The organism is Pseudomonas peli, assembly GCF_900099645.1.
In the GTDB taxonomy this organism is placed as follows: domain Bacteria; phylum Pseudomonadota; class Gammaproteobacteria; order Pseudomonadales; family Pseudomonadaceae; genus Aquipseudomonas; species Aquipseudomonas peli.
Genome location: NZ_FMTL01000001.1, coordinates 672248 through 698688, shown reverse-complemented (window position 1 = coordinate 698688; position 26441 = coordinate 672248). Strand labels below are relative to the sequence as shown.

The following is a 26441-nucleotide window of genomic DNA, read 5'->3' as shown; positions in this document are numbered from 1 at the left end:
GTGAGTGATTTCTGTGATGCGTTAAGCAGGCAGCGGACGCTTAAACCTCTTGGGCGCGCACGGGCGTGTCTTGCTTGTTGAATAGCTGGGCGGTTGGGTCGTTTTGGAACAACTCAATGCCGTTGGGGCCGACATACATGGGCGTGTCGAGGGCGGTGTCTTCGCGCTTGGTGCCGCGTTTGGTGGGCTGGGCGAAGTCGAGCTTGTGGTTGATCTTCACCTGGTTGCTTTCGCCGATTTGGCTCAGCTCGAAGGTGAGTACGACCTTGCCCTTTTTGCCGTGGTCGATAACGCCTGCTGCTACGTCCGAGAGGGCGCGGCCCACTTGTTGGGCGAATACGCCGGCGTTGAGTGAGTTCAAAAACTCTGTGGTGTCGGTTGCTTTCATGTGCTGTGCCTCGGTGGTGATGGCCTTGGTGGGCCGGTTAGGCCGCTGCGGATGCGGCGGCTTGTTTGTCTAGCCAGTCGGCCAGGTTGGTTAGGTAGATGACCCAAGGGCTGCGGTTGGAGCTGGGGTCGATCTGTTGCAGCTTGAGGTCAAGGTGGCCCGCGCGGATTTTGCGGCGCAGGTGGTTCACGCTGCCGATGTGGGGCAGGTGGTCGGCCAGCAGTTGCTCGGCCGTGATGTAGCTGGCTGCGTATTGCTTGCGCAGTTGTTCGAGGGTGCTGCTCACGGTGCGGCCTCCGCGTTGGGGCGCGTGAAGCGCAGGCGGATGATTTCGGTGATGCCTTCAATGGTTTTGCCCACTTGGCGATCCACCACGTTGCCGTCGATATCGGTGATGACGCAGCCGAACTTGGCCGGGGTGCTGTCAATCAGGGTGACGTGGGGCAGGTAGCCGTCTGGCGTGACGCTGAAGAGCTGGGTGTACAGGCGCACCAGATCGTCCGCGTGGGGCTGGTTGCTTTGCAGGCGGCCAATGGCCTCGGCGCACGCGCTTTGCACGGTGCTGCGGGCGACTACGCCGGGGTGGTCGATGTTCAGCACGGCCAGTTTGAGCGCGCCGATGGCGTGGTTGGCTGGGCTGGTCATGCTGCATCCTTTTGGACGATGGGCTTGGCGAGCTGCTGTGCAAGCCAGCCAATGCCTGCCTCGGTCACTATCACCACGCCGTAGTGGCTCCAGCCTTTGATGGCTTTGTTCCAGCGGCTGCGGGTTTCGGTGTAGAGGTGGCCTTTGTCGCGGTAGCGGCAGGCCAGTTCGCCCTGGTGGTTGATGATGCCGCGCTCGCGCAGCTGGTCGCGCAGCTTGCGCGGGCCAATGCCGAGCACGGCGGCAGCCTGGTTAAGGTCGCGGTTCATGGGCGTGGCCTCAGGCTGCTTGGTGCTGGATGAGGTGGTCGGCCAGCTCAAGGTGCAATGCGCTTGAGCCGCCGCAAAACATGCGGGTGGCGTTGCCGAGAACCACCACGGCCGTGCGGCCATCGTGATCGGGCTGCGCGTGCACCGCGATTACTGCGCCCTGCCATGGGCTGAAGCTGCCGCCGTGTTTGGTGACGCGGTTTAGCTCGCTGAGCGTGGCTTGGCAAAGTGGCGCAGTGTTTAGAGGTTGGCAGGCGGACGCAGGGCGTGGCGCTGCGCTTTCATGCCTGCCGTTGGCCATGTCTTCAATGAAGTCGCGCAGTGCGAGGTGGTTGGCAAGGTTTGAGCGGCGCAGGGCCAGCGTGCCGGTGTGCTGGCCAAGCTGCACTTTGCTGATGGCCTGAGCTTCGGTGAGCTCAACGGTAAAGCTGGCTTCAATGACTTGCTCGCGGCTGTGCAGGTGCACGGTGGCAGCGCCGCCGACTTGGAGCATGTGGTAGAGCAGCTCTTGCTTGGCGAGGGGGATGCTGTAGTAGTTCATGCGGCCACCTGCTTTTTGTCGGCCCGGGCTTGCAGGTAAGCGTACAAGGCAGGGCGGCTGTGCAATGGCTGCTTGGTCAGCAGCTCTTCGCTGCGTAGCGCTGCGGCGTTGAGCAGTAGGGCTGAAAGGCGGTCGTACTGCTGGCCGTCGATGGCTTCCAGATTTAGCGCGGCGGCGAGTTGCCCTAGGGCGTGGTAGCAGCGGTTTTCCACAGCAAAGTCATAGGGTGCTAGGCGGCACTCTTTGATTTCGTTGAGAAGCGCCTGCAAAAACTGGTGAAAGACGATGGTGAGCTGATTGGTGCTCATGCTGCGTCACCCCCAAACGGGCCGAAGTCATCGGCGTGGGTGGTGGCGGGTTTGAGCTGGGTGCGGGTGCCAGTGATCACCACCAACTGGCCGGTGGCCTGCTGGATGCTGAGAATGGTGGCGGGTTTGGATGCGCAGGCCGGGTGTAGGTACACCGGGCAGCGGGTGTTGGCGTGCTGTGCTGTGTGCATGGGTTGCTCCGTGACCTTGGTAAGGGGTACGAGTGCAACAATACGAAAGCGTATTGCATTTATCAATACGCAAATGCATTTATTTGCCGTTTCCGTATGGATCGGAAAAGTTGCAGGTCCGGATTGCAGGGGTATTCATAATTTAATACTGTATGTGCATACAGCAAAAGGAGAGGCGAAGGCGAATGGCTAAGAAGAAAATCCAACAGCAGGAAAGTCGTGAGCTAGCTCCACTGGAGAAGCTGGGGCTGCGGGTGTCTGCGATGATCGGCTCGCCCAAGGCGCAGCTAGAACGCCAGGCGAGGATTCATCGGCTTGACTCAGATACGGACGAGGCGTGGGATGGGCTCATGGAGCTGCTAGGGGAGACAGACGGACTGCATTTAGAGTTTGCAGCCGATGGTGACGTTATTGTGCGCTGGGATGCGATCGCCGACGATGACCGGGTGGCGGATGTTGAAAAGGCTGTGCCGGGAGCTGAAGAGTTAAACTGCTAGTGCTGACTGTGCGATTTCCGGAAACGAAAAGCCCGGCTCTAGGCCGGGCTTCGAATGTCAGTGAATCAACCGGTTTTGGCCAGCCAGAGAACAAATAGTATCGAAATATCTTGCGTTCTCTTTGGGGCAGTCAAGATTGAAAATCTGGTCACTGTAGTCGCTGGCCAAGTTTAAATGAGAGGTGATTTCCTTTTTAGTGGCCATACTGGCTGAGTAGACGAAAAAGCTACCAGTATCCTCCCCAAGGGCTTTTCGGCCCTCCATGAACGTCATCATTTTCAAAGAGGTTTCTTTAAATTTTGAGTTCAAGTCATTGACGTTGAAATCAATAGCCTCTGTGATATGAAACTTTCCATTCTTTAAGAGAAAGTCCGCATGAAAACCACTTTTTTCATTTAAAGGGTAGTTGTATACAACCTTGTGGCGGCTTAGATCATCAGTTGACTTGGCAAGAAGGTCCAGGGACTCGAAGCGCTCCTTGATGTTCGTTAAAATTCTATGTGTTTTGACGGTTCTTTCTTTCGAGGCGTGTGGCTTTACAAGAAGATTGAAAAGCGATCTTACTCGTTGGTCATACTGGTTTATATTGTCCAGCACGAACTCCGCTTCTTCCGATAGAAAACTAGCAAGTTTAAATGAGCGAAGAATACCTTTGGCTGTTTCAATGTCCCCCGCAATTGCGCCGATTTCTTCCATTGCGCTCTTAAGGCTTTCGATGTCGTCAACGCTAGATGAGCCGTCAAGCATGCGAAGCTTTGCAGAAGCATTGATGACGTGAACATCAAGCTGATTGGGTTTGAATACAACAAGGCCGACGTTGACGATTTCACCGCGCCTAGGGTCGGGCATGTATTTGATAATCGAATATTTGAACTTTAGCATTCAAATGTTCCCCTTGATCATTACAATTCGGTCTAATCTTGCTTGAGAGCCCCACCAGTCAATATAGCTGGTTTTGTCTTTGTCAGTCATCCATGTTGTCGGTATTTCACTAATCATGTCCTCTATTTCTGACGCCGTGATCGAGGCGATGATGTCTAAACACCTTAAAGCTTCTGACCTATCATAGTTTAGAGTGAGATTGATCAGCTTGAACGATTCTTGGGTATTACACCCAGGTCTGAGGGCGTCGTATCCAGTGTGGCCAACCTCGAAGCACGCGCGGCTGAAATCAAAGGCTAAGGCGATCAGGTTTTGATCGTAGCCCTCTCGCCAAATGTAATTTCCCCAATGTCTATCGACATTGTTAACGAAAAGGTCAAAGGCATAAAGCCTGCTTAGAAATACTTTTAAATTACTAACCTTAATTTTATTATGAAGAATCTGTAGAACCAAGGCTGGGGAGAATGACTTAACTCCCCCCTCCCAGGCAGAGCCAAAACCTAGGTCACCATCTGTTAAATTTATGTAGGCCCAGTTAGGTGTGGGGATTGTTACTCTATAGGCAAGCTCATAACAAAAAAATTCGCTTGCAGGGATTTTCCCATTCCCGTCGCTGGGTTTTTTAACTGCATAATCTCTGCCGTCTCGACCATTGATTATTAGCTGTAAGTCCGCGCTACCTTGATTGTTTGGGTACTCCGTAAGAATGTCTACTGGGAAAAGTCTCTTCTGGCTGCCTATGGCTTGACTAGCAGCCTGTGTATTTTTTGTCGCTTTTCCTAGATGTTTGGATTGAGACATTCTCGGTTCCCTTTGAGGTGCACTGTGCTGAGTAAATTTCACAACTATAGCCGTTTAGCATTCCAAACCAGCAGAATCCTGGCCTGAATATAGGTCTCGTCGATCCTGATCAGCCGATCCTTGTGGCTCGGGTTGTCGGATATCATCTCGAAGTGCTCGGAATCAGCCACCTGTAGGCGCTTTATGTAGAACAGGCCCTGCCATGCGAATGCGTATATGCCGTCGCCCACGAACTCCCTGATGCTCGCGTCGCTGATCAGAGGGTCTTTATCTTGGATGGTCGGGGTCATGGACTGGCCTGTGCCGGTGATCAGCTTCAGGTGCGCCGGGTCTTTGTAGGTTACACCAAGCTCTTTGAGGTGCTGCTGGCTCACCGTCAAGTCGCGAAACATCTCCGGGAAATCGTGCACGAGTTCGCCAGAACCCATCGCGCCCTGGACGTCGTAGTGCGCTATGCGGATTTCATCGCCAACCGGGCCGGCGCGTCGGAAGTCGGCAGTGATGACGTTGGATGTAGCTTCCGCGAGGCTTTCAGTCACGGCCGTGCAGATCTTTTGCTGGGCCTCTTCAGTCAATCCCTTGCCGTGCTTCTTGAGCATGTCGAGAACTATGGCAGCAGCCCCGGCTGGCGACGATTCCTGGCTGCCATCAATGCCACTTGGAGCTTTGCCTTGGCCAGTCCAGAGCCATTCGGCCGAACAACCAAAGGCCTTGGCAATGGCCTGGATGTTGTCTTGCCTCGGGTTTTTTGACTCGCCTTTGATGATTCGATGCACGGTGGGCTGAGTAATAGAGGCGCGCCGGGCAAGCTCGGCCTCGCTCCACTCCCTGCGCTTCATCTGCGCTTCAATGCGTTCGCCGATTTTCATATCGAAGCCAATAAATAAACGTATTTGTTGAGTGTATTGCTCGATTCAATACGATTGCGTATTATCGGTCATACGAATGCGAATTGGAGGTCACTGTGACCGTACAAGAAATGATCGCAGGCTTGGTTGGCACAGGACTCTCCCAGAAGGCTATTGCCGATCTTGTCGGAACTACGCAGCCAACAATTCATAGAGCGGCAAAGGGCGCTGGTGTGTTGTATGAGACCGGCAAAGCTATTGAGCGCCTTTATGAAACCTCGGTGATTAGACCCAAAAAAACGGCGGCTTAGGTTGAGCGAGCAACAAACCTGACGCCTCGGCGGCAGGTGCAATAGAGGCCGGGACACAGGGCAGTCCACTCACCAAAGTTTCAGCCCTGGTCACGGCGTTCCGGTGGAGCGGTTACCAGCCGCAACACCTCAACAACCGAAGCCCCCGAGGCACAGCACGTACACAGGGGGTTTTGGCTGCTGTAGGCATAGGATAGGGCGCGGCCCTGCCTGTGGCTATGGTAGTTGGCAGGAATTACTACCATGAAGCATCAGCACGACGATTACAGCGGGCCAGTCATGCCGCTGGATGTGGCAGTCGATAACGATTGCCGTGATTTTCGCGGTGGCCATAAGGCGGTGTGCGCCATTCTTGGCGAACCGTATGGCCCCTTCCAAAAGCGCCTTTCGGGTGCTTACCCGGACCACCACTTACGCCCCGATGACCTCTCCCGTGTTGTGCAGCTTGTGCGCGGCCCGGCTGTGCGTGCGTGGTTTGAGCAGGTGTATGGGGTGGTGACGTATGAGCCTACGCCTGTGCCTGCCACGCGCGATGCCATGCAGGCGCTGGGCAAGTTGTTGGCCAAAGAGGGTGAGTTTGTGGCCAGCCTGGCAGGCGGTGCAGCGGATAGCCGTTGGGAGGCTGCAGAGGTGGCCAAGCTGGAAGAGCACGGCTATGCGTTGATCGGCAAGCTGCTGGGCATCATGGCTGGGGCGCGCAAGGAAATGGAGGGCTGCCAGCATGGATGAGAACCAATTTGAGCGCGCGCAGGAACTCGAAGAGCAGCAGCGTGTAGCCGCAATGGCCAACCGTGTGCAGTACCAGGGCGTAAGCGCCCTTGAATGCGTTGAGTGTGGCAGCGACATACCTGAGGCGCGCCGTGTGGCGGTACCGGGTTGCCAGTGCTGCATTGATTGCCAGCAGCTGCGGGAGTTGAAACGTGGCTGATCAGATCCCGGTTTCACTTGAAGATTTGCGCGTGCTGCTGCGGTTCATCCCCGCGACTGATCGCGAGACCTGGGTACAGGTTGGGATGGGCATCAAGGCTGAGTTTGGCACCAACGGTTGGGATGCCTGGGACACGTGGAGCCAGTCCGGTACCGGGTACAAGTTGAGCGATGCGAAGACGGTGTGGAAAAGCTTTCGCAAGGCCGGTACCGGGCTGGGCACGGTGATTAAGCTGGCGATGGATAACGGTTGGACGCCGGAGAAAACCGAGCTGACAGCCGAGGATAAGCGCCGCTTTGCGCGTGAGCACGAAGCCCGCCGCATTGCCCGCCAAGCTGAGATTGAAGCCGATGAGGCGTTGCTTGAGCGCATGCGCGCCAAGGTTGCCGCCGAGTGCGCGGTGATTTGGGCGCAACACACAGCAGCAGACGGTAAGAGCGCCTACCTGGACAACAAACAGGTGGGCGCTTTTGGTGTGGCCTTTATGCGCCACACCGTGGTGCTGGAGATTGATGACCAAGCCGAGCGCTGCCAGCTGTGGGTGGGTGAGGATGCGCAGCGCTACTTGAAGAGCGTGCCAAACCCGCGCCCTGCGCATTTGTCGATGCTGGTGTTGCGCCGTGGTGATTTGATTATGCCGCTGCGCGATGAGGCCGGGCGGTTGCACAGCCTGCAGCAGGTGACCAGTACGGGTAAGAAGCTGTTTCCGAAGTACGGCCGCAAGAGCGGCTGTTTTCATGTGTTGGCTCGGTTGAGTGAGGCTGAGTTGGCGCAGGTTGATGTGATTGGCCTGGCCGAGGGTTATGCCACGGCGGCGAGCTGCCAGATGGCCACCGGCTGGGCGATGGTGGCGGGCATTGATTCGGGCAACCTGCCGAAGGTGGCCACGGCGCTGCGTGCACTTAACCCAGCCGCGCGCATTGTGCTGTGCGGTGATGATGACCCCACCGTGGACGGCAACCCCGGCCGCACCAAGGCTGAGTTGGCCGCTGCGCAATGCGGCGGCGTGGCTGCCTTCCCGCTGGGGGTTGATGGCAAGGATTGGAATGATCTGCACGCGGCGTTGGGTTTGGATGCCGTGCGTGAGCAGTTGCTGGCGGCTTTGAGCGTGGAGCCTGCTGTGGATCTTCCCCGCGCCCCATCTGATGACTGCGCGCCGGAAAATCGCACCACCGTCACTACCGGGGGCGCGGGGGAGGCGCTGGCGCTTGCCCAGGTGGTAAGGCGCTATGCGTTGGTGGAAGGCACTACGCAGGTGTGGGATATCGATAAAGCCCTGCTGATGAAGAAGCCAGCCTTTGAGGCGTTGGTGGGCAAGCCCTTGGCGAAAGATTGGATGGCGCTGGTGGATGGTACGCGCAAGGCGGTAAGTGCTGACCAGGTGCGCGATATCCAGCAGGCCCAGCGGCTGACCGGCAAGAAGGGCGGTGCCTTAGGTATGCCGCCGGTTGAGCGCTATGTGTACATCGATGGCACCAAGGATGTGTGGGATCGGCAAAAGAAGCGCCGGGTGCCTGAGGGCGCGGTGAAGATGGCCCTCGGTGATGCTTATGCGTTGTGGTTGAACAGTGCTGAGCGGCGGGTGGTGGATGTTGACCACATTGTGTTTGACCCGACGATGACGAAAGACCCCAGCGTTTACATCAACACCTATGACGGTTTGCCGCTTGAGCCGGTGCGTGATGATGCGGCCTGCGCGAACTTGATCTGGCTGATCAGCTTTTTGTGTAACCACGATGAGGCGGCGTGCGATTGGTTGGTGCGCTGGTTGGCGTATCCGCTGCAGCATCCCGGCGCGAAGATGGATACGGCGGTGCTGATGCACTCGATCATGGAAGGCTCGGGCAAGAGCCTGTTGTTTGCGGATGCGCTGGGTGAGTTGTACGGCCAGTACGCGGCTACGGTTGGGCAGACGCAGCTTGAGAGCAACTTCAACGCATGGCAGAGCCGCAAGCTGTGGGCGGTGTTTGAAGAGGTTGTGAGCCGCGATCAGCGTTACAACCAGGTGGGCAAGATCAAGCATTTGATCACCGGTAAGACGGTGCGCATGGAGTCCAAATTCATCAACGGTTGGGAAGAAGCCAACCACATGAATGCGGTGTTCCTCTCGAACGAAATCCTGCCGTGGCCGATCAGCGAGAGCGATCGCCGCTTTTTGGTGATGTGGCCACAAGAAACCCTGCCTGCTGCGCGGCAAAAGGCGATTGGTGCTGAGCTGCGCAATGGCGGGGTGGCGGCGCTGTATGGCTGGCTGTTGGGTGTTGACCTGGCCGACTTTGACCAGCGCACGCGCCCACCCAAAACCGAGGCGCGTGAACGCTTGGTTGCCCTGAGCCGGGCGGGTTGGCAGACCTTTGTGCATTTGTGGCGTGTGGGTGAACTTGGCGGCGGGCTGTGGGGCGGTTGTTTGAGCACTGACCTCTACGCGCTGTTTACCGAGTGGTGTCAGCGCAACAAAGAGCATGCGTTGAGCCAAACGAAGTTCAGCCTGTTCGTGAGCGCTGAGATTGAGAAGACGCGCAGTATCCCCTGGCATGAGGGCACAAGTCGGCGCTTTGGTGCGTTCTTCTTCCCGCACGACTTGGAACCTTCCCCGGCCCCATCCTTCACGGCAGCCCAGTTGGGTGTGATGGTGGAAAAGTGGCGCGATTCCGCGCGGGCTGCGGGCTGGAGCGTGGGGGCGTGGGATCACGTCAAGGCGGCTGCAGCATGACTACGCCTAAAAGTGTGTTGGGTGTGTCGGGTGTGTGTTGGGTTGCTTTTGCCTACCCAACACAGGTTGAGGCCAGCAACGGCGCGGCTTTGCCGGGTGTGTGTTGGGTGTGTTGGGTTTGTACGCGCGCGCACGCATGCGCACACAAATGCGCGACAACTGATAAAGCAGCATCACGGCAGCAAAAAAAGCTCTACGCGAGGACTCAAAAACCCAGCACACCCAACACACTCAGCACAGATGCTTTGAAAGTGTTGATTTGTAAGGGTTTTAAGTGTGTTGGGTTTGTGTTGGGTTGGGCGTTTTGTGTTGGGTTGATGCAAAAACCGGAGGTGGCGCAATGATTAAGGCAATGGAGGTGCTGCTTTGCGCCTGGGGCCGTGAGGCTGTGAACCCTGCAGTGGAGGTGAGCATCCCTTCACCGCTTGGCCGGATGGATGATGAGGGCGGCGCAGTCAGGGCGCCGGGTAGTCGCTGCCTCTCGACGGTTGAGTGCTGGGTGGCGATGAGCCGCGCGGCTCAGGCGGTGGACAAGGCGCTGCATGACCTGGCGCTTGATGCACCTGCCGGGCTTGGGGTTGTTGGCCGCACCATGGTCCAGTTGGCGCATGTGCGTTACTGCCAAGAGCGGCCGGTACCCGTTGCCCAGCAGGCGCACCGGTTGGGCGTATCTGTGCGCACGTATCGCACACGGGTGGATGCGCTGCATGTTGAACTGGCGCGGGTGTTGCCGGGCGTGGCGGTGGCCTTGCGTAAAGCTGAGCAGCAGTTGCCTGCCACAGTGGCGCGGGTTGAGCGCGGGCGGCAGGCGGTGAAAGTCTCCCGTGCCGAGCAGCGAGAACTGGATCGCCGGGTGGCGCAGTGGTTGTTTAAGGATGCCTCTTAGCTACCGTTCGTCGGCGCGGTTTGTCGTGAACAGGGTTTAACTCAGTTCGTTGCAGGTTCGTACACGGTTCGCGCAGGGTGCTGATTTTTCGCGGTTGCTGGGGTTGCATGTCAAGAGGTACAAAGTGCCCAAGATTTATTGCTGCGTCAGCGATAAACACCAAGCACGTGCTGTGCGCCCCGACCGGTTCCTGCTCCGGTCACTGCCCCGCAAGGGGCTTTCATTCAAAGGCCTCGCCAATCGGCGGGGCTTTTTCATTCCTGGCATTGGAGTTTTGCTATGGCTGATGCCACGACCGCAGTGATTGCTGCCAGCGGTGTTGTAGGCGTTACCACTGCCAGCCTAGTACCGGGTGTTGATGCCAACGCCGTAATTGGTGCGTTTGCCGGTGCGCTGTTCTTCATCGTGTGGAAGGCGAACCTGTCTGGTTGGGCACGGCTCGGCTACTTCGTGGCCAGCTGGATTCTTGGGTACTACTTCGCCGCTGAAGTCGTCGGCCAGTCCTGGGCAAAAACCTCGGGCGTGGTCGCATTTAGCGGTGCGCTGTTCACGGTGGTGGTTTGCGTCAGCCTCTTGGAATGGGTCGAGGGCGGCAAGCTGCCGGGTTGGCTGGGCTATGTGATTGGTGTGGTGCGCGCGGCGTTCGGCGCATCGGGAGGCCGTAATGGTTGACCCCTGGACTCTGCTGGCTGCTGCGATGTGCGGCGCGATCTGTCTGCGCATTGTTTCGTACCGGCGCGGTGATGCTCGATATCGGCCTGGAGTCTCTTTGTTGGCATACGCGCTGGCTGTGGGCACGGGTTGTTATGCGCTTTCGGTTTGCCTGGCCGTGTTCGGGCGGCAGCCTTTGCCGGCGATATCGCCATTCCTGCTGATCGTCTTGGGTGCCGTGCTGATGCTGGTGTATCGGGCGCGCGGGAACGTGGCGCGTATCATCCAGCTCGACTGGACTGATCGGCGCGCCGGCCGGCGTGTATGAGAGGGTCGATCACTGCTGATGGTCTGGACGATGCGCTGGCAGCGCTGGCCCGGCTAGGTGATGGGTTGGCGCCACGCGCTCTGGCCGATGCGCTTAACCACACTGCCAACCAGGCGCGGCAGCAGTTGCAGGTTGAGATGGCCAGCGTGTTCGACCGGCCCACACCTTGGGCGCTGAACTCGATCCGCATCCTGCAGGCCAAGCCGTCTGCTGTACCTGAGGCGGCGGTGTGGGTGCAGGACGTGTCGGGTGGCAAGAATCCGTTCAGTGCTGAGGATTACCTGATGCCCCAGGTTGAAGGGGGCGAGCGCTTCCAGCGTCGGAGCGAGGGATACCTGCGCGAGTCGGGGATTCTGCCAGCTGGCCGGTTTGTTGTTCCTGCTGCCGGTGCACGACTGGATAGCTACGGGAACATCCAGAAGGGCCACATGATGCAGATATTGTCCGGCCTCAAGGCGATGAAGCTATCAGGCTCGGACAACGCAGCGACCGACAGCAAGCGCTCACTGCGTAAGGGGAACGCACTGGCGTTCTTCGTGCTGAGGCGCGGCAAGACGCCCATCGGCATTGCAGAGCGGCGCGGGAAGGACGTGGTGATGGTGCTCGCATTCGTGCGTCAGCCGCAGTACCGCGAGCGCTTCAAGTTTCATGACGTGGTGCGGCGGGTGGCTGAGAACGATGGACAGCTTGAAGCGAACATCGACAAAGCGATTGCCGATGCACTGTCCGGGCGGCTGCCGAAACTGCGCGGCAGGCGCGGCTAGTGGCGTGCCACACACGGACTTGTCGGGCCGGGGCGGGGCCCCAACCTGCCGGGGCCCCTGGGGCGCTGGAGGCGGCAAGGGTAATTCAAGCCACGTTTTCGCTCTAGTGGCTGGGCCTGCAAGTTAGTTAACAGGGTTAATCCGGTTAACCCCTGTGGTTCATTGTGGTTAACAGGTATTCCTCATGGCGTTGATGACCAAAGCTGATTACGCGGATCGGCGCGGCTGGTCACGCGCGTATGTTTCCAAGCTGGTGAAGCAGGGCCGACTAGTACTCACAGCCGATGGGAAAGTCGACGCTGATGCGAGTGACGCCAAACTGGCTGCCAGCGCCGACCCGAGCAAAGTGGGTGTGGTCGAAAGACACCACCAAGAACGTGTCGATAAAGGCGTTTATGCACACATTTCCCCGAACGCCGAACCCAGCCCGGCACTGCATTCGGTGGGCACTGGTGTGGGAGTGCCACCGGACTACCAGAAAGCCCGAGCACGCCGAGAGTTCGCTCTCGCATTGCTGGCTGAGGACGAGCATCGAAAAAGCCGCGGCGAGTTGGTCGAGCGGGCGCTTGTTGATTCCGCCGCTTTTACTGCTGCACGCGCACTACGTGACCTGCTGATGGGTATCCCGCCGAAGATCGCGGGCGAACTGGTCACCCTCACTGACCCCTGGGAAATTGAACGGCGTCTGACACAGGCGCTGCGTCGCGCCCTTGAAGACGCCGACCGGCTGCTGCAACTCGATGCTGAGATTGAGCAGGGAGGCAAGGAACCGAACTGAGCCATGGAACAACAGTATGCTGATGGTGCCGCCGCGTACCTGGCGGCATACCGCCGAGGGCTGATGCCCGATCCTGAGTTGTGGATCGATGAGTGGGCCGACAAGTATCAGATGATCCCGGCCGACACCGGCGCGGCCGAGCCTGGCAAGTACCACACCGATCGCACACCCTATGCCCGCGACGTGATGCGCTGCTTGTCACCGGTCCACCCAGCAAAGCGGGTGGTCACCATGATCGCCTCCCAGCTCATGAAGACGCAGGTAGCGTTGAACTGGATCGGCGGGTGCATCCACATGGCTCCGGCCAACATCCTGGTGCTGCTGCCCACTGAGAAGCTGAGCAAGCGCGTATCGGGCCGCATCGACAAAACGATAAAGGCAGTTCCGATCCTGACGGAGCGAGTGGCCAAATCCCGCTCTCGCGATGCGCGGAATACGCTCGACACCAAAGAGTTCGAGGGCGGTGCCCTGTACTGCCTCACAGCTGCATCCGCCTCCAACCTTGCTGAACTATCAGCCCGGTACATCCTGGGCGATGAGATCGACCGTTGGGAGCTGGACGTCGACAACGACGGTGATCCTGTAAAACAGGCTGAGGCTCGTGGTTCCACATTCGGCCGTCGTGCGAAGTTCTACTACTGTAGTTCTCCCACGCTGAAGGGCATCTCTCGCATCTCGGATCTGTTCGATCAGGGCGATCAGCGCCACTACTACGTGCCGTGTCCGCACTGCGGAACCATGCAGGTGCTGGAGTGGGAAGGTCTCAAATACACCGACAACTACCGGATGGTGCAGTACCAGTGTGTCACCCCTGGTTGCGCACTGATCGAAGAACACCATAAGGCAAAGATGCTGGCGGCGGGCGAGTGGCGCGCGCATGCCCCGGGCGATGGCGAGACAGTCAGCTTCACCCTGAGCGCACTGTATGCGCCTGCCGGGTGGTTGAGCTGGACGGACATGGCCAAGGAATTCGACGAAGCCAAGAAGTTGCAGGAGAAGGGCGACCCCGGCTCCATGCAAGTTTTCTACAACACCCGTCTTTCCAGGCTCTGGGACAGCGCCGAGGAAATTACCAAGGCAACTGAACTGCGCAAGCGTGCCGAGGCAGAAGGCCACCGGCTCGGCCTGGTGCCAGCGGGTGCGCTGATCCTAACAGCCGCAGTAGATACCCAGCATAACCGTCTCGAGCTGCTGGTTATGGGGTGGGGTGAAGGAATGGAACGCTGGACGGTGGATTTCCAGGTGATCCCTGGAGACCCAGCAGATGAGCGCACCTGGGCCTTGCTCGACGAGAAACTCAAGGGTCGATATCGCCATGTCAGCGGTGTGGATTTGTCCATCTGTGCCGTTTGCATCGACTCTGGTGGTCACCACACCGACGAGGTGTACCAATTCACCCGCCTGCGCCGCTGGCGAAATGTGCTGGCAGTGAAGGGATCCAGTCGGCGTGGTCGCCCCGTGGTGGCTCAGCGTCCTTCCAAGGTCGACGTTACGTCGCGCGGCCGTACAGAAAAGCATGGCGCCGAGCTTTGGATGATCGGCACCGACACGGCGAAGGACTGGATCTACAACCGCTACCACCTGGAAGAGGGGGCGGGTGCGCTGCATTTTTCGGCGGACTTGCCTGATGAGTTCTTCGACCAGTGCGTAGCGGAGCGCAAGGTAGTCCGCTTCGTGAAGGGCTTTAAGCGTATCGATTGGGTGAAGGCTAAGTCAGAGAGAAACGAAGGTCTCGACTTGATGGTTTACAACCTGGCTGCCGCCCAGTTCCTTGGGTTGCATCGATACCACGAACCCCAGTGGAGCAACCTGCGCGCGGCAGTAGGCCAAGGGAGCTTGTTTGGCGAGCGTGTTGCACCTGTCCCCAGTGCGGCAGACGACGAAGAGCCTTCCCAGGCTGAGCCGTCGCGCGCTGCTACGCCTGCTCCCCAGCCGGCGAAGACCGGCACCCGCCGCAGTTCCAGTAGCGGTTACCTGAAACGGCGTTGAGCCAAGACGAGGCCTGTATGACAACGGCACAAGAGCGTCTGGATAACGTCCGGGCGGAAATCGATGAAGTCCTGCGCAAAGGCCAGCGGCTTCGTAAGGGCGACCGTGAGGTGCAGCGCGCCGAGCTCGCGAGCCTGCGCATGCTGGAAGAACAGTATGCAAAACAGGCCGGCCGCGAGGCGGCCGCGAAGGACGGGCGACCGCGCATTACGCGGCTTTACCACGGGGGCAAAGGCATCTGATGAATCACATCCGAAACACCCCCAAGCGCATCCGCAACAGTTACGAAGGCGCCGGTACTGGCCGCCGGGCCAAAGGTTGGGACGCCCCAGACGCCGCACTCAACGCCGTCGCGATCCCTGCTCTGCCAGCCTTGCGTAAGCGTGCCAGAGCCGCGGTGCGCAATGATCCGTATGCGTTCAGCGCTATCTCCAAGCGCGTAACCAACATCATCGGAACCGGTATCGTGCCGCGCTCGCAATTGGCCGATGCTGCTCAGCGCTCAGCACTGCACCAATTGTGGGAGGACTGGGTAGACGAAGCTGATGCTGACGACCGCTCCGATTTTTACGGCCTACAGGCGCTGGTATGTCGCATGGTTGAGGAAGCTGGCGAGTGTTTTGTGCGCCTGCGTCTTCGTCGCCCCGAGGATGGCTTAGCGGTTCCCCTGCAGCTGCAATTGCTGCCGGCGGAGTTCGTGCCGTTGGACAAGAACTTCAAAACCCGAGCTGGCAACACTGTGCGCGCTGGCATTGAGTTCAACAGTATCGGCAAGCGGGTTGCGTACTGGATGTACCAAAGTAACCCCGGAGACGCGATCTCGGCCGGGTACCGCTTCAACACCCTGCACCGCGTTCCAGCCGACCAGGTGCTGCATATCTATGAAGTAGTCGATGCCGGTCAACTACGCGGCATTCCGCGCTTGGCTCCGGTGCTGCTGCGTCTGCGTTCATTGGACAACTATGACGATGCGGTGCTGTTCAGGCAGGAAGTCAGCAACCTGTTCGCCGGCTTCATCAAACGCCCAGCATCGGAAGGCCCACCAGCGTTAGACCCGATGACAGGGCAGCCGGTCCAGGCCGACCGTGACGGTTCGCCGCTAGTCGCCCTTGAGCCTGGCTCAATGCAGGAACTGCTCGATGGCGAGGAGGTTGAGTTCTCTGACCCGCCGGATGCAGGCAATACCTATATCGACTTTATGCGGCAGCAACTACAGGCCGCTGCGGTGGGTGTTGAGCTGCCCTATGAACTGTTGACCGGTGATATGGGCGACATCAGCGACCGAGTGTTGCGCGTGTTGCTCAACGACTTCCGGCGGCGCATCGAGCAGCTGCAGTTTGCTGTTTACGTTCACCAGCTGTGCAGGCCCATCCGTGCTGCCTGGATGGACGCAGCAGTGCTCTCGGGCGTTGTCAGTCTGCCGGACTACGCAGCCCGCCGCCGTGATTACCTGCGCACCCGCTGGGTTCCGCAAGGTTGGACCTACATTCATCCCGTTCAAGATCCACAGGGCAAGATTCTGGAAATCCGCGCAGGCCTCACTAGCCGTAGCGAACAAGTGCTGCGCACCGGCTATGACGCGGAGCTCATTGACCAGGAGAACGCCCAGGACAATCAGCGCGCCGAAAAGCTCGGCCTCAACTACTCCACTGACACCGCCGACCTGGCACCCGAAAAAGAGGATCAGAAATGAAACGAATTCCAAGTGCGCTGGCTTTAGCCTGCGCCATGGCGGGGATGGCGGCGTGCACCATCGATCATCCCCGCATCATGAACAAAATCGGCGCTCCGGAACTGCAAGCCGAGCACTGGTATAACATCCGCGCAGTCGGTGAGGCCGAACAGAAGACCATTGAAATCTACTTCTACGGCGAGATCGGATACTGGGGAATCACCTCCGGCGACTTTATCCGTGACCTCAAGTCTAAGGACGATGGCACGTCACCGGTGATGGTTTTCTTTGACAGCATCGGTGGCGATCTCTTCGACGGCATTGCTATCCACAACACTCTCAACGCGCTGGGTGAACGTTGCACTGCTCGGATTGTGGGTGCCTGCTTCAGCGCCGCCAGTGTTGCTGCTTGTGGTGCGCATCGTTTGGAAATGGCCGACAACGCACTGTTCATGATCCACAACCCCTGGACGTTTATAGCTGGTGGCAGCGATGAGCTTCGGAAAATGGCGGACATGATGGACAAGGCGCTGGATGGCATTGTTGTCAGCTATCAGCGCCGCCCTTTGACAATTGATGAAGCGGAGCTTCGGCGTCTCATCAATGAAGAGACCTGGCTGACACCAACCGAAGCAAAATCGATGGGCTTCGTGGACGAAGTACTTGAGGGTAGCCTTCCTCAGGTTAGTAACAGTGCCCACGGCAAAATCCTCAATCGTTACCGAAATACGCCTCAGGCGGCACTGGATCTGGTCAGCAACCAACCGTCTGACCCGGAACCCGAACCCGCCTCGATCCCCCCGACTGATCCTGATCCGGAACCAGCCCCTGACCTGGTAGCCCTGGCTGCCCAGCTAACTGCTGATTGCCAGGCCGCCGGTCTAGCCAACGTTGCTCATGTGCTCATCAACGCCTGCGGTTTGAAGAGTGTCGGCGCTGTCCAGGCGGCGGTGAAAAACGCCATTGCTGTTCGCGATATCTGCGTGGTGGCCAAGCACCCCGGCGAGGCCGAGCAGTTCATCAAAGACGGCCTGAATGCCGATCAGGCCCGAGCCAAGCTGTTCGACAAGCTGCTCGCCAATAGCAACAAGGTTGAGCTCAACAACCACCCGCCGTTGCCGGATGACCCGGCGCCGACGCTCAACGCAGTAACCCCCAAGGCTGTCTACGCCAGCCGCAAACCCAATGCCTCGAAAGGAGCGCATCAATGAGCATCAAAACAGAAGGCGTGCACGCCGGTGAATTCCTCCTTTCGGAGGCCAATGGCGAACGCAGCCGCGCAAATATCACCATCAGTGCAGGTTCCGGCATCCTCGCGGCCGGCACATTGCTGGCCATGCTGACTGCAGCTAACGCTCTGATCTCCACGGCGCAGGCCGGCAATACAGGCAACGGCACGGTTGGTTCGGCCAGCGTGACCACGGCTGCCATCACCGGCACTTACGTTCTGGAAATTACCAGTACGGCAGCCAACGGCGGCCAGTTCGAAGTGACCAACCCGGTAGGTGTTGTAGTGGGCGTGGGCACTGTCGGTACTGCATTCACCGGCGGCGGCATCAGCTTCACCCTGGCAGATGGCAGCACTGATTTCGCAGTGGGTGACGGCTTCAACCTGGCAGTCAAGGCCGGCCTCGGTGAGTACACCCCCTACGACGATGACGGCACCGACGATGGTCGTCGTACGGCCGGGGCCATCCTCTATGCGGGTGTCGACGCTACTGAGAACGACATTCTTGCCGCAGCCATCGTGCGTGATGCCGAAGTGATCGAGCGGCTACTCACAGGGCTGGATGCGCCCGGGAAGGCCGATTTGGCAGCGCTGGGTATCGTGGTACGCCCATAACCCTCAGAACCACCCCGACACCCTAAACCCCGCCTTTGCGGGGTTTGTCATTTCTAGGAGCCCATCATGGCCGAGATTTCCATTTTTGAAGACGAAGCGTTCGGCGTCGTTAACCTACTCACCGTCATCAACGAAGAACATGCGTTGCCGGGGCAGATCGCTAGTCTAGGTCTGTTCGAGGAGCAGGGCGTTGCCAGCACCACGGTGCAGATTGAGAAGGACGGCAACGTACTTGCTCTGGTGCCCGCCGCCCCGCGTGGTGGTACTGGCTTAGCTGTCATTGGGGACAAGCGTTCGTTGATCCCCTTCAACACCGTGCATCTGCCGCAGGTGTTCAAGATTCTCGCTGACGAAATTCAGGGTATCCGCGCGGTTGGTAGCACCACCGAACTGCAATCGGCCCAGGCAGTGGTTGCGCGTCGAGTCGAAAAGGCCCGCCGCCAGCTTGACCTCACTCACGAGTTCCAGCGAATCGGTGCAACCGGTGGCAAGGTGTTTGATGCTGACGGCGAGACGGTTCTGCTGGATATTTACCAGCGCTTCGGCCTCGCCCGTCCTGCGGTGTACTCCATGGGGCTGGGCGTCCCTGACACGGACGTCTCTGAAAAATGCGTCGCTGTTCTCGAGGCCCAGGAAGATGCCTTGGGTAATGTCACCAGCACCGGGGCTATTGCCCTGTGCGGTCGCACCTTCTGGTCGAAGTTGATCGCGCATAAAAACGTGCGCGAAGCCTACCTGGCCAGCGAAGCAGCAGCGCAGTTGCGTGGTGACCGTCGTGCATCGTTCAGCTTCGGTGGCATCCTCTGGATGCGCTCGCTTGGCCGCCATGCCGGCGAAGGCTTTATCGCGGATGACCGCGCGCGCGTCATCCCAGAGGGAGTGCCAGAGTTGTTCATCAGCGCGTTTGCGCCGGCGGATTACATGGAGACTGTCAACACTGAGGGGCTGCCGTATTACACCAAGTTGGAGCGCATGCCGTTCGACAAAGGCGTGATGGGCGAGGCTCAGTCCAACCCACTGCACCTGTGCACCCGTCCGCTGGCGGTGCGCGAGCTGAAGATCTGACGTGGCCGGCTTCGGCGCGCTTATAGACGACATGGACGCAATGCTCATGTCGTCACTCAACGATGGCCTTGCCGATTACCTCAACGCCTCCGGTGCTGTATTGGCCGGGGGTATTGAGGTGATGCTCGATAAGGATATTGAGCGCGTGGACATCGTCAGCGGCATGGTGGACCGGTCTGTGACCATCACGGTTCGTCGCCACCTGCTTCAGCCGCTGGATCGTCAGGGGGCGTTTCGCCTCGATCCGGCGGAGTGGGGCGCTGACGGTAAGACCTGGCACATCGACGGCATTGCCGAAGATGACGGCCACCTGATCACCTTCTACGTGAAGCCCTGACCATGCCTATCGATATGCAATCCGCCATCGTTGCGGAGCTGATGGCGCGCCTGGCTGCCGTGGATTCATTCGGCGGCATGGTGTTCGAGGACAGCGTGCTGCGCGTCATCGACTCCGCTGATGACAGCCTGCCGGACGACTTCATTGTCATCCAGCCAGGTACCACAGAGGAGGTGGAACGCCCAACGCCTGGCAGTGTTCGCGAGCGTGTGGTTTTGAACATCACGTGCATTACCAAGCGCCGCGACTTTGCTGCGCACCTGCGTGCGGCGCGGCTGGGCATCAAGGTCGCGCTGCCCGGTACCAAGGCAGGGCTTACCACTCAGGGCGTCCAGCTCGCTGCTTTTCAAACTGAAACCCCCATGCCGCCCGGCCAAGGCCGGAGCTGGGCCTGTCACGTGCTGCCTGTGCAGATCACCTACGTGCAACCCCTCAAGTGAGGACACCGCAATGCCCAAGATCACTATCACAGAGCCATTCAACTTCGCCTCGGGCGGGGTCGTGACTCACTACAAAAAAGGCCCTGGTCAGGATGTGCCTCAAGCTGTTGCTGAGCATGCCCTGAAGCACGGCTACACCCCGAAACCCACAGCCAAAGCTGAAGCGCCTGTCGCCCCGGCTGAAGCTGGCAAGTAACCCGCCCAGCCAGGAGAGCTCAAATGCCTCAAATCGACCGCTCGTTTATTGGCGAGGGCATTCCCTATGCCCGCGCCTACCAGTCTCAGGATGCTTTTCTTGATCTTGGTAACTGCGATGTCTTCAACATCAGCTTCACCAGCGACCGTAAAACGCTGCGCAATTTCCGTGGCGGTGGTGGCAACCGCAACGTGCGTGAGCAAGTCACCGATGTGGCGTCCACCATTGGCCTGTATGACCTGACAGCGACCAACCTGGCGCGCGTCACGCGCTCCACAGTCGTTCCGGTTGCAGCAGGTGTGATCACTGCTGAGCCGCGCACCTGTGAGGGTATTGAAGGCGAGCTGATTCCCTTCAAACACCTGCCTGACCTGACAGCGCCCATCACAGTAGTCACTGCCGCAGATGGGCCTTTGGTTGCCGGTACCGACTACCTGGTTACGCCGCATGGCATTTTGGTGACCGGCAGCGGTGCGATCACTTCTGCCGGTATCAAGGCCACCTACACCAAACTCAAGTCGAGTGCTGTGCAGATGCTCAATGGCAGTCAGGTGGAACTGGAAATCTACATTGCCGGCCTCAACGATGCCCAGAGTGGCGAGCCCTACAGCTTGCACCTGCGCCGCGTGAAATTCGGCATGCTGTCTGAGCTGCCGGTATTCGGGCAGGAATACTTGAAGCTGGAAGGCCCGGCCGAGCTGCTGGCTGATCCGCTGGTGCTGAGCAACGACATCTCCAAGTTCTGCGAGATGAACATCGTCGACAAAGCGGCGTAGTGCTGCGGGCCAGGGATGGCCCTATTCAGATTTTGCGAAGCGCTTGGTCATGTAGTCGAGCGCTTCTTGCTCACCAGGTGTGACGTTCTTTTGCGTACCGATGATGGTGCGAGTTGCAGCGATCAGTTTGCGCTTTACTGCATCGTCACCCAGTTTATTGATACGGCCGACCGCTACTTTAAAGCTGTGCAAGCCCAGTGTATCTGTGCGGTCCAGGGCGTCATTGGCTTGTGATTCCGTTATCCGCAAATCGTGCGTGAACACCTTGCATGCCGCTGCAATGACAGTGCGCTCAGCTGCTCTGACTTGGCCGTCGGCTCTGGCGATGTAGGCCAGGATGCCGAGCACTGGAAACTCTGGCTGCATCAGCCGCTCTAGTGTGTACCTGCTGGACTGCTGATACAGCGCATGTAGGTATGTGGGCAGGCTGTCCTTCTCGATAACTTCGCCTGTTGTGGTGTTGTAACACTCGCGAATGTCAAAAATACGGAAGCTCCGATATTGCCCACGAAGGTGGCAATGCCCGGAGATCGTGAAAGGGTCGAAGTCTGTTACCGAAACATCGCGGCGTGTTGATTCGTCAGTGCCACGCTGATAAATGATGTGCAGCTTGGCGATTACATCTGCTGAGTCTGGCATGCCCATTCCTTGGTTGGCGGTTTTAGCCTTGAGGTTGATCTTAGCTGCTCTCAGCAATTGGCTACCACCCGGTATCGGGCTCTGCGTTGCAATGGTAAATTCGTCCGCATTAATCAAGGGAGGGATACCTATGCAATGCCCAAAGTGTCTTCACGAGGCTGCTCAGGAAGATTTTGGTCAGCCACTGTGCTGCCCTAAGTGTGGTGTTTTTTATGCGAAGGCTCTGGCCGCTAAACAGCGGCGAGAGAATCCCGCTCCTGTTGACCCTGCCCCCATTCCTGGGCCGCGGAAAGGCGGTCATATGAAACTGGTTGCGGCCCTCGGCGCATTTCTTTTTGCAGGTTATGTTATTGCCGCACCCTACATTACTGTTTATCAAATACGACAAGCCGCCAAAGCCAGCGACGCTGATGCCTTGGAGCAGCACATAGATTTTCCAAGTGTGCGTGAAAGCCTTAAAGCCCAGATGAATGCCCATGTTATGGAAAGTGCTAAAACGGAGCTGGCCGACAACCCGTTCGCAGCGTTTGGCGTTGCCTTCGCGAGTGCGTTAGTTGACCGAATGGTTACGGCTTTTGTTACCCCAGCTGGGCTGGCTGAAATGATGAAGGGTAAGAAGCCTGCGATGGCGGGCAGCGCGGGCGAAGAAAAAGGCTCGGCTTCAGATACCCATGAGCGTGAGCCTTTTGAAGGTGCGGATATGGGTTATCAAGGACCCAACCGATTTGTCGTCACTGTGACAAATGCAAAAGGCGGCGACCCGGCCCGTTTTATTTTGAAGCGGTCTGGTATTTCTTGGCAGTTGTCAGATGTAAAACTGCCAATGTAGTTGACTGTTAAATTCTAAACCCGCTCCGGCGGGTTTTTTATTGCCCGGAGAAAACCGCGTGAGCATTAAAGACCGCCTGATTCAGTTCGTGCTGCGTGGCAAAGATGAGCTTTCACCCGAAGCCAAAAAGAGTGCAGAGGCGCTGGCTGCAGTAAGTGCAGAGGCCGAGGAGCTGGGCAAGGTTCTCGACTCAGCCAAGGATGCCCGCGGCTTGGCCCGTGGTTTGGAAACCACCCAGCGTGCTGCTGAGCGAGCCGAGAGCGGCCTTGTGCAGGCTGACCTGCAAATCAAAGAGCTGCGTGATGCGCTGAACAAATCGCCCGGCTCTGCGGGGTTGGAGCAGTCGCTGAAGGATGCCGAGCGGGAAGCTCGGAGAATGCAGCGCGGACTTGATGCCTTGCGCGTTAGCCTGGCTGATCAGGAGAAGGCTGCTCAAGCTGCCGGCATCGACACCAACAATCTGGCTGATGAAGAAAAGCGCCTGGCCGCCGAGGTCGACAAGGCGAAGGTTGCTCTGGACGCCAACAGCCAGCAGCTCAAGGAGCTGCAGCGTGAGCAGGCGTCAGCAGCCCGAGCTGCGGCAGAACACACCTCCCGCATCGATGCTGCCCGCGGTGCTATGTCCAGTGGTGCCAAGCAGGTGCTGGCGTTCGCTGCAGCCTACATTTCGCTGAGCGCCGCATTTGGCTTGGTGCAGAGTGGACTGAATTTAGTGCGTGACGGCATCTTCTCGATGCTGAAAACAGGTGATCAGTTCGAGCTGCTGGATAAGCGCATGGCCTCGCTGATGGGCAGCGTGGCGGGTGGTGAACAAGCAACTGCTTGGATCAAGAAGTTTGCCAAGGATACTCCGCTAGAGGTGGCGGACGTTGCCGAGGCGTTTGCGCTGCTGAAGACCTACGGGCTTGACCCGATGGACGGTAGCCTGCAGGCCATCGTCGATAAGAATGAACAGCTCGGCGGCGGTATGGAGCGCTTGCAGGGTATCGCCTCGGCGCTGGGCCAGGCCTACGCCAAACAGAAGTTGCAGACCGAGGAGATTCTGCAGCTGGTAGAGCGCGGCGTGCCCGTGTGGGGCATGCTGGAAAAGATCACCGGCAAGAACGCCGAGCAGTTGAGCAAGCTGGCCACTGAGGGGCGGCTTGGCCGTGATGTGATCAAGGCACTGGTGGCCGAGATCGGAAGAAGTGCCGATGGTGCTGCAGCAGACGGGATGAATACCCTGACCGGCAAGGTCAGCAACCTTAAGGATGTGTGGGCAGATTTTCAGACCCGGGTGGCCGAATCGGGTGCGCTGGATTTCGCCAAGAAGAAGCTAGGCGAACTCGCCACCACCATCGATGAAATGGACAAGGATGGGCGGCTGGATAAGCTGGCCGAGTCACTGAGTGAAGCGTTTATTCAGGGTGCTGAAAAGGCCGAAGAGTTCGCCAAAAAGCTGCTTGATGTCGACTTCGACAAGCTCACCGAAGACAGCACGCGCTGGCTAAATGAGTTTGGCTCCAAGCTTGATAATGCCGCGCGCGCGGTGACTCTTGTGACAGCACCTGTGAGGGTGTTGACCAACGTAGTAACCGGCGGTATTGCAGCCATCGGTGTTGCCTCTGGGGCATTGTTTGGCAGCTCATTCAAAGCGCTGGCTACGCTAGCCAGGCTTATCCCGGATGCGTTTGGCGGTGAAGTTGTAGTTGCAGGCCTTGAGCGTGCCAGTGAAACCGCATTTGGTTTGATGCGGACTATGGCCGTGCAGGTTGCCCAGGACGGGCGCGATATCGCTAGTACCTGGGATAGCGTTGCAGCAGCAGCCGAAGGCAGTGCCGCGCGCCAGTCTGCCGCCGCACGCCGCGCGGCGGATGAAACCCGCCAGGCGATGCAGCAGAACGGTGAGGATATTGCTTCGTTCTTCCGCCAGAACATAGCCACTCTGGAGCAGGCGCTTGCTGCAATAGCATTTTCTGAGACCACTCAGGATCTGGCTGAGATTGAAGCAGCATTGCTTAGTTCGGCGCTGGCAGGTGATGAGCTTGCATTGGCTATGACAGCTCTGGCGCAGAAGCGCGGCTTTGTTGATGTTGGACAAGCGATAGCCAGTACCGCTGAAACTGCTCAAATTGCATTGACTGACATGGCCAGCGCCCTGCAGTTAATCGATACCGCCAGCTCCGTCCAGCAGCTCGAAGGCCTGCGCGGTGCGCTGCTCAAAGCGTTTCAGGATGGGCGCATCACCCAGGAGCAGTACGCCCAGGCGACCGGCTTGCTCAATGGCAAGTTGGGTGAGCTGGGTGGCGCTGCGGATGATACGGGTGACGCGCTCTCAGGCCTGAGCGATGAGTTCGGCGACATGGCCAGCATCATGCGCGGCGTCAGCAGCGCTATGAATGAGGTCGATTTCAATCGGCTGCGCACCGGCATTCGCAAGGCCTACGGTGACGGCAAAATCAGTGCGGCTGAGTTCTCAAAGGCGCAGGCCGAGCTGAACAAGCGCGTTGCTGAACTAAAGCCTGCGGCGGATAAAGGGGCTCAGGCACTAGGGAGCCAGCGCAAGGCCATTGATGAAAACATGCAATCGGCGCGGCGCGGCATCGCAGATGTTGGTGATGCAGCTGAGGGCGCTTCAGGGGGCATAGATTTTTTCGGGGCGGTGCTGACTGCTGCTCGCACCCCGTTGGCCAACATGAGCAAGGCCGCTCTTGAGGCGTTTGATGCGCTGCGTGGTATCAAGAATACGGATATCTCATTGGATACCAGCAGCGCCGAGAAAACGGGTGAAGCCCTTGCCCGGGTGCGAGAGGAAGCGCTGGGCTTGCAGGCTGAACTCGGCCGGTCAGGCAGTCGTGCCAGCGGTTTCGGTATCTGGATGCGCGAAACGGCCCTGCGCAGCCGTGAGGTGCAGGCGGAGTTCTTGGCGCAGAAACTGCGGCTGCAGGAACTGACTGAGGGCTATAGCTCCGGTGCACTGTCTGCTGCTGATTTTGCTCGGGGTGCTCGTTCGGCAAAGAATGAGCTCACGCTGTTGGATGAGTCTGACCTCAGCAGTTTGGAATCATCTATCGAAAGCGCTGAGCAGCAGATGAAACAGCTGGGCGACTCAAGCCGCAGCACCCTCGAAAGCCTGCAGGATGAGCTGGACAAGCTTGAGGGGCGTGAAGCTGATGCGGAGCGCCGCCGTTTTGCAGCCCGCCAGCGCGAGCTTGAGGTGCAGCTGGATGCCGCGCAGGCTGCTGGTGATCGGAATGCCGTGGCCAATGCTCAGCGGTCCATCAGCGTGCTGCGGCAGATTGAGGCGGCCACCGCGCAGAAACGACAGCAGGATGAGCAACAGAAGCGTCTGACGCCGACTGCCCCGGCCGCGGCTGCCGCTGGCCCGCAAAAGGTTATCCGCCTGGAAACAACCCGTGGCAAAGCTGTGGAAGTGGCCGTGAATTCTGCTGCTGATGAAACCAACCTGCTCGGCATTCTTGAGGAAGCTGGAATGAGGACGCTTTGATGGCATTAACTCTGGACAGCATCGACCTGGCGGACAACCCCGACTTGGCCGGCGAGCAAATGGAGTGGATGGACGAATGGGAGTGGGACCCAGTAGAGCAGGTGCAGGATCGCAGCCTTACTGGCGCGATGATCTTTCAGGAAGGTCTGAAACTCTACGGGCGGCCAATCACCCTGAGCAGCAATGGCGGCGCGTGGTTCACGCTGGCCAAGGTGCGTGAGCTGGAAGCGAAGGCCGCGATACCTGCGGCAGTGATGCTACTCACGCTGCCGACAGGTGATCAGCACTACGTGACCTGGAATCGTGCTGCCGGCCCCGCCGTGCAGGCGCAGCCTTTGTTCCGCGAGGTTGCGCCGGCCGCAGATTGGCTGCACGAACTAACCCTGCGGCTGATCACGGTGGCGCCGCCTTCTGCACCGCCCGCCCCGTAACACACCCA

The 26441-nt window shown here is 58.7% G+C and carries 34 protein-coding genes; 23 read left to right on the top strand and 11 right to left on the bottom strand.

Annotation, left to right across the window (positions count from 1 at the left end; genetic code table 11):
- Positions 1–40: 40 nt before the first annotated feature.
- The 7 genes from BLO50_RS03500 to BLO50_RS03470 are packed head-to-tail and all read right to left on the bottom strand — an operon-like array spanning position 41 to position 2342.
- Entirely contained in the window at positions 41–388 is a 348-nt protein-coding gene (locus BLO50_RS03500) for a hypothetical protein (RefSeq protein ID WP_090248734.1), read from the bottom strand.
- Positions 389–425: 37 nt separating this feature from the next.
- Positions 426–674, bottom strand: a complete 249-nt coding sequence (locus tag BLO50_RS03495) for a pyocin activator PrtN family protein (protein ID WP_090248732.1) — start codon at positions 672–674, stop codon at positions 426–428.
- Complete coding sequence (locus tag BLO50_RS03490) at positions 671–1033, bottom strand: hypothetical protein (protein WP_090248730.1); 363 nt, start codon at positions 1031–1033, stop codon at positions 671–673. Before BLO50_RS03490 ends, BLO50_RS03495 begins: the two co-directional genes overlap by 4 nt.
- Positions 1030–1302, bottom strand: coding sequence for a phage antirepressor KilAC domain-containing protein (locus tag BLO50_RS03485; protein ID WP_090248728.1), 273 nt, complete (start codon positions 1300–1302; stop codon positions 1030–1032). Before BLO50_RS03485 ends, BLO50_RS03490 begins: the two co-directional genes overlap by 4 nt.
- Before the next feature lie 10 nt (positions 1303–1312).
- A complete protein-coding gene (locus BLO50_RS21910) occupies positions 1313–1843 on the bottom strand; it encodes a hypothetical protein (RefSeq protein ID WP_186343797.1) in 531 nt (176 codons plus the stop codon).
- Positions 1840–2151 carry a hypothetical protein gene (locus BLO50_RS03475; protein WP_090248726.1) on the bottom strand — a complete coding sequence of 104 codons (312 nt, stop codon included), beginning with the start codon at positions 2149–2151 and terminating at the stop codon, positions 1840–1842. The genes BLO50_RS21910 and BLO50_RS03475 overlap by 4 nt, the downstream gene beginning before the upstream one ends.
- Entirely contained in the window at positions 2148–2342 is a 195-nt protein-coding gene (locus BLO50_RS03470; RefSeq protein ID WP_090248725.1) for a hypothetical protein, read from the bottom strand. The genes BLO50_RS03475 and BLO50_RS03470 overlap by 4 nt, the downstream gene beginning before the upstream one ends.
- A 185-nt stretch (positions 2343–2527) precedes the next feature.
- On the opposite strand from BLO50_RS03470, the gene BLO50_RS03465 reads away from it, so the two are divergent.
- Positions 2528–2839, top strand: a complete 312-nt coding sequence (locus tag BLO50_RS03465; protein ID WP_090248724.1) for a DUF1654 domain-containing protein — start codon at positions 2528–2530, stop codon at positions 2837–2839.
- 57 nt (positions 2840–2896) lie between these two features.
- Here the strand turns inward: BLO50_RS03465 and BLO50_RS03460 are convergent, their stop codons facing one another.
- Genes BLO50_RS03460 through BLO50_RS03450 form a run of 3 tightly spaced genes read right to left on the bottom strand, consistent with a single transcriptional unit; the run spans position 2897 to position 5391 of the window.
- Positions 2897–3721, bottom strand: a complete 825-nt coding sequence (locus BLO50_RS03460; protein ID WP_090248722.1) for a DUF3037 domain-containing protein — start codon at positions 3719–3721, stop codon at positions 2897–2899.
- Positions 3722–4522, bottom strand: a complete 801-nt coding sequence (locus tag BLO50_RS03455) for a hypothetical protein (RefSeq protein WP_090248720.1) — start codon at positions 4520–4522, stop codon at positions 3722–3724.
- A 44-nt stretch (positions 4523–4566) separates the two neighbouring features.
- The gene (locus BLO50_RS03450; protein WP_090248718.1) at positions 4567–5391 is read right to left on the bottom strand and encodes an XRE family transcriptional regulator; all 825 of its coding nucleotides are present in this window, start codon (positions 5389–5391) and stop codon (positions 4567–4569) included.
- Between the two features lie 95 nt (positions 5392–5486).
- Between BLO50_RS03450 and BLO50_RS03445 the strand changes: the two genes are divergently transcribed.
- The 19 genes from BLO50_RS03445 to BLO50_RS03355 all read left to right on the top strand — a co-directional run bounded on the left by BLO50_RS03445 (position 5487) and on the right by BLO50_RS03355 (position 21047).
- On the top strand, positions 5487–5681 hold the full coding sequence (locus BLO50_RS03445) for a hypothetical protein (protein WP_090248716.1): 195 nt from the start codon (positions 5487–5489) through the stop codon (positions 5679–5681).
- Positions 5682–5924: 243 nt separating this feature from the next.
- Positions 5925–6410, top strand: coding sequence for a hypothetical protein (locus BLO50_RS03440; RefSeq protein ID WP_090248714.1), 486 nt, complete (start codon positions 5925–5927; stop codon positions 6408–6410).
- On the top strand, positions 6403–6609 hold the full coding sequence (locus tag BLO50_RS03435; protein WP_090248712.1) for a TraR/DksA C4-type zinc finger protein: 207 nt from the start codon (positions 6403–6405) through the stop codon (positions 6607–6609). The genes BLO50_RS03440 and BLO50_RS03435 overlap by 8 nt, the downstream gene beginning before the upstream one ends.
- On the top strand, positions 6602–9322 hold the full coding sequence (locus BLO50_RS03430; RefSeq protein WP_090248709.1) for a DUF5906 domain-containing protein: 2721 nt from the start codon (positions 6602–6604) through the stop codon (positions 9320–9322). The genes BLO50_RS03435 and BLO50_RS03430 overlap by 8 nt, the downstream gene beginning before the upstream one ends.
- Before the next feature lie 340 nt (positions 9323–9662).
- Positions 9663–10208 (top strand): hypothetical protein, encoded by a 546-nt coding sequence (locus BLO50_RS03425; RefSeq protein WP_090248707.1) that lies wholly within the window; start codon positions 9663–9665, stop codon positions 10206–10208.
- Positions 10209–10487: 279 nt separating this feature from the next.
- Positions 10488–10880, top strand: coding sequence for a putative holin (locus BLO50_RS03420; protein WP_090248706.1), 393 nt, complete (start codon positions 10488–10490; stop codon positions 10878–10880).
- Complete coding sequence (locus BLO50_RS03415) at positions 10873–11187, top strand: phage holin family protein (protein WP_090248704.1); 315 nt, start codon at positions 10873–10875, stop codon at positions 11185–11187. Before BLO50_RS03420 ends, BLO50_RS03415 begins: the two co-directional genes overlap by 8 nt.
- Positions 11184–11951 (top strand): hypothetical protein, encoded by a 768-nt coding sequence (locus tag BLO50_RS03410; RefSeq protein WP_090248702.1) that lies wholly within the window; start codon positions 11184–11186, stop codon positions 11949–11951. Before BLO50_RS03415 ends, BLO50_RS03410 begins: the two co-directional genes overlap by 4 nt.
- A gap of 184 nt (positions 11952–12135) precedes the next feature.
- Positions 12136–12729 (top strand): terminase small subunit, encoded by a 594-nt coding sequence (locus BLO50_RS03405; protein WP_090248700.1) that lies wholly within the window; start codon positions 12136–12138, stop codon positions 12727–12729.
- 3 nt (positions 12730–12732) lie between these two features.
- Entirely contained in the window at positions 12733–14718 is a 1986-nt protein-coding gene (locus BLO50_RS03400) for a phage terminase large subunit family protein (RefSeq protein ID WP_090248698.1), read from the top strand.
- A gap of 17 nt (positions 14719–14735) precedes the next feature.
- Positions 14736–14960 carry a hypothetical protein gene (locus BLO50_RS03395; protein ID WP_090248695.1) on the top strand — a complete coding sequence of 75 codons (225 nt, stop codon included), beginning with the start codon at positions 14736–14738 and terminating at the stop codon, positions 14958–14960.
- Positions 14960–16411 (top strand): phage portal protein, encoded by a 1452-nt coding sequence (locus BLO50_RS03390; protein ID WP_090248693.1) that lies wholly within the window; start codon positions 14960–14962, stop codon positions 16409–16411. Before BLO50_RS03395 ends, BLO50_RS03390 begins: the two co-directional genes overlap by 1 nt.
- Positions 16408–17601 carry a head maturation protease, ClpP-related gene (locus BLO50_RS03385; RefSeq protein ID WP_090248692.1) on the top strand — a complete coding sequence of 398 codons (1194 nt, stop codon included), beginning with the start codon at positions 16408–16410 and terminating at the stop codon, positions 17599–17601. Before BLO50_RS03390 ends, BLO50_RS03385 begins: the two co-directional genes overlap by 4 nt.
- Positions 17598–18233 carry a head decoration protein gene (locus BLO50_RS03380; RefSeq protein WP_090248690.1) on the top strand — a complete coding sequence of 212 codons (636 nt, stop codon included), beginning with the start codon at positions 17598–17600 and terminating at the stop codon, positions 18231–18233. The genes BLO50_RS03385 and BLO50_RS03380 overlap by 4 nt, the downstream gene beginning before the upstream one ends.
- Before the next feature lie 66 nt (positions 18234–18299).
- Complete coding sequence (locus BLO50_RS03375; protein WP_090248688.1) at positions 18300–19298, top strand: major capsid protein; 999 nt, start codon at positions 18300–18302, stop codon at positions 19296–19298.
- 46 nt (positions 19299–19344) lie between these two features.
- Positions 19345–19635: a hypothetical protein gene (locus tag BLO50_RS03370; RefSeq protein ID WP_244152835.1), complete on the top strand. Its 291-nt coding sequence runs from the start codon at positions 19345–19347 to the stop codon at positions 19633–19635.
- A gap of 2 nt (positions 19636–19637) precedes the next feature.
- Positions 19638–20075 carry a hypothetical protein gene (locus BLO50_RS03365; RefSeq protein ID WP_090248686.1) on the top strand — a complete coding sequence of 146 codons (438 nt, stop codon included), beginning with the start codon at positions 19638–19640 and terminating at the stop codon, positions 20073–20075.
- Positions 20076–20085: 10 nt separating this feature from the next.
- Positions 20086–20271: a hypothetical protein gene (locus tag BLO50_RS03360; protein WP_090248684.1), complete on the top strand. Its 186-nt coding sequence runs from the start codon at positions 20086–20088 to the stop codon at positions 20269–20271.
- Positions 20272–20294: 23 nt separating this feature from the next.
- On the top strand, positions 20295–21047 hold the full coding sequence (locus BLO50_RS03355) for a phage tail tube protein (protein ID WP_090248682.1): 753 nt from the start codon (positions 20295–20297) through the stop codon (positions 21045–21047).
- A gap of 21 nt (positions 21048–21068) precedes the next feature.
- Here the strand turns inward: BLO50_RS03355 and BLO50_RS03350 are convergent, their stop codons facing one another.
- Positions 21069–21803 (bottom strand): hypothetical protein, encoded by a 735-nt coding sequence (locus tag BLO50_RS03350; RefSeq protein ID WP_143003796.1) that lies wholly within the window; start codon positions 21801–21803, stop codon positions 21069–21071.
- A gap of 184 nt (positions 21804–21987) precedes the next feature.
- Between BLO50_RS03350 and BLO50_RS03340 the strand changes: the two genes are divergently transcribed.
- From BLO50_RS03340 to BLO50_RS03330, 3 genes are read left to right on the top strand one after another with little or no spacing between them, the layout of a single operon-like run.
- A complete protein-coding gene (locus tag BLO50_RS03340; RefSeq protein WP_090248677.1) occupies positions 21988–22515 on the top strand; it encodes a DUF2939 domain-containing protein in 528 nt (175 codons plus the stop codon).
- 58 nt (positions 22516–22573) lie between these two features.
- Positions 22574–26002 carry a tape measure protein gene (locus BLO50_RS03335; RefSeq protein ID WP_090248676.1) on the top strand — a complete coding sequence of 1143 codons (3429 nt, stop codon included), beginning with the start codon at positions 22574–22576 and terminating at the stop codon, positions 26000–26002.
- Positions 26002–26433, top strand: coding sequence for a hypothetical protein (locus tag BLO50_RS03330; RefSeq protein ID WP_244152834.1), 432 nt, complete (start codon positions 26002–26004; stop codon positions 26431–26433). Before BLO50_RS03335 ends, BLO50_RS03330 begins: the two co-directional genes overlap by 1 nt.
- Positions 26434–26441 lie beyond the last annotated feature (8 nt).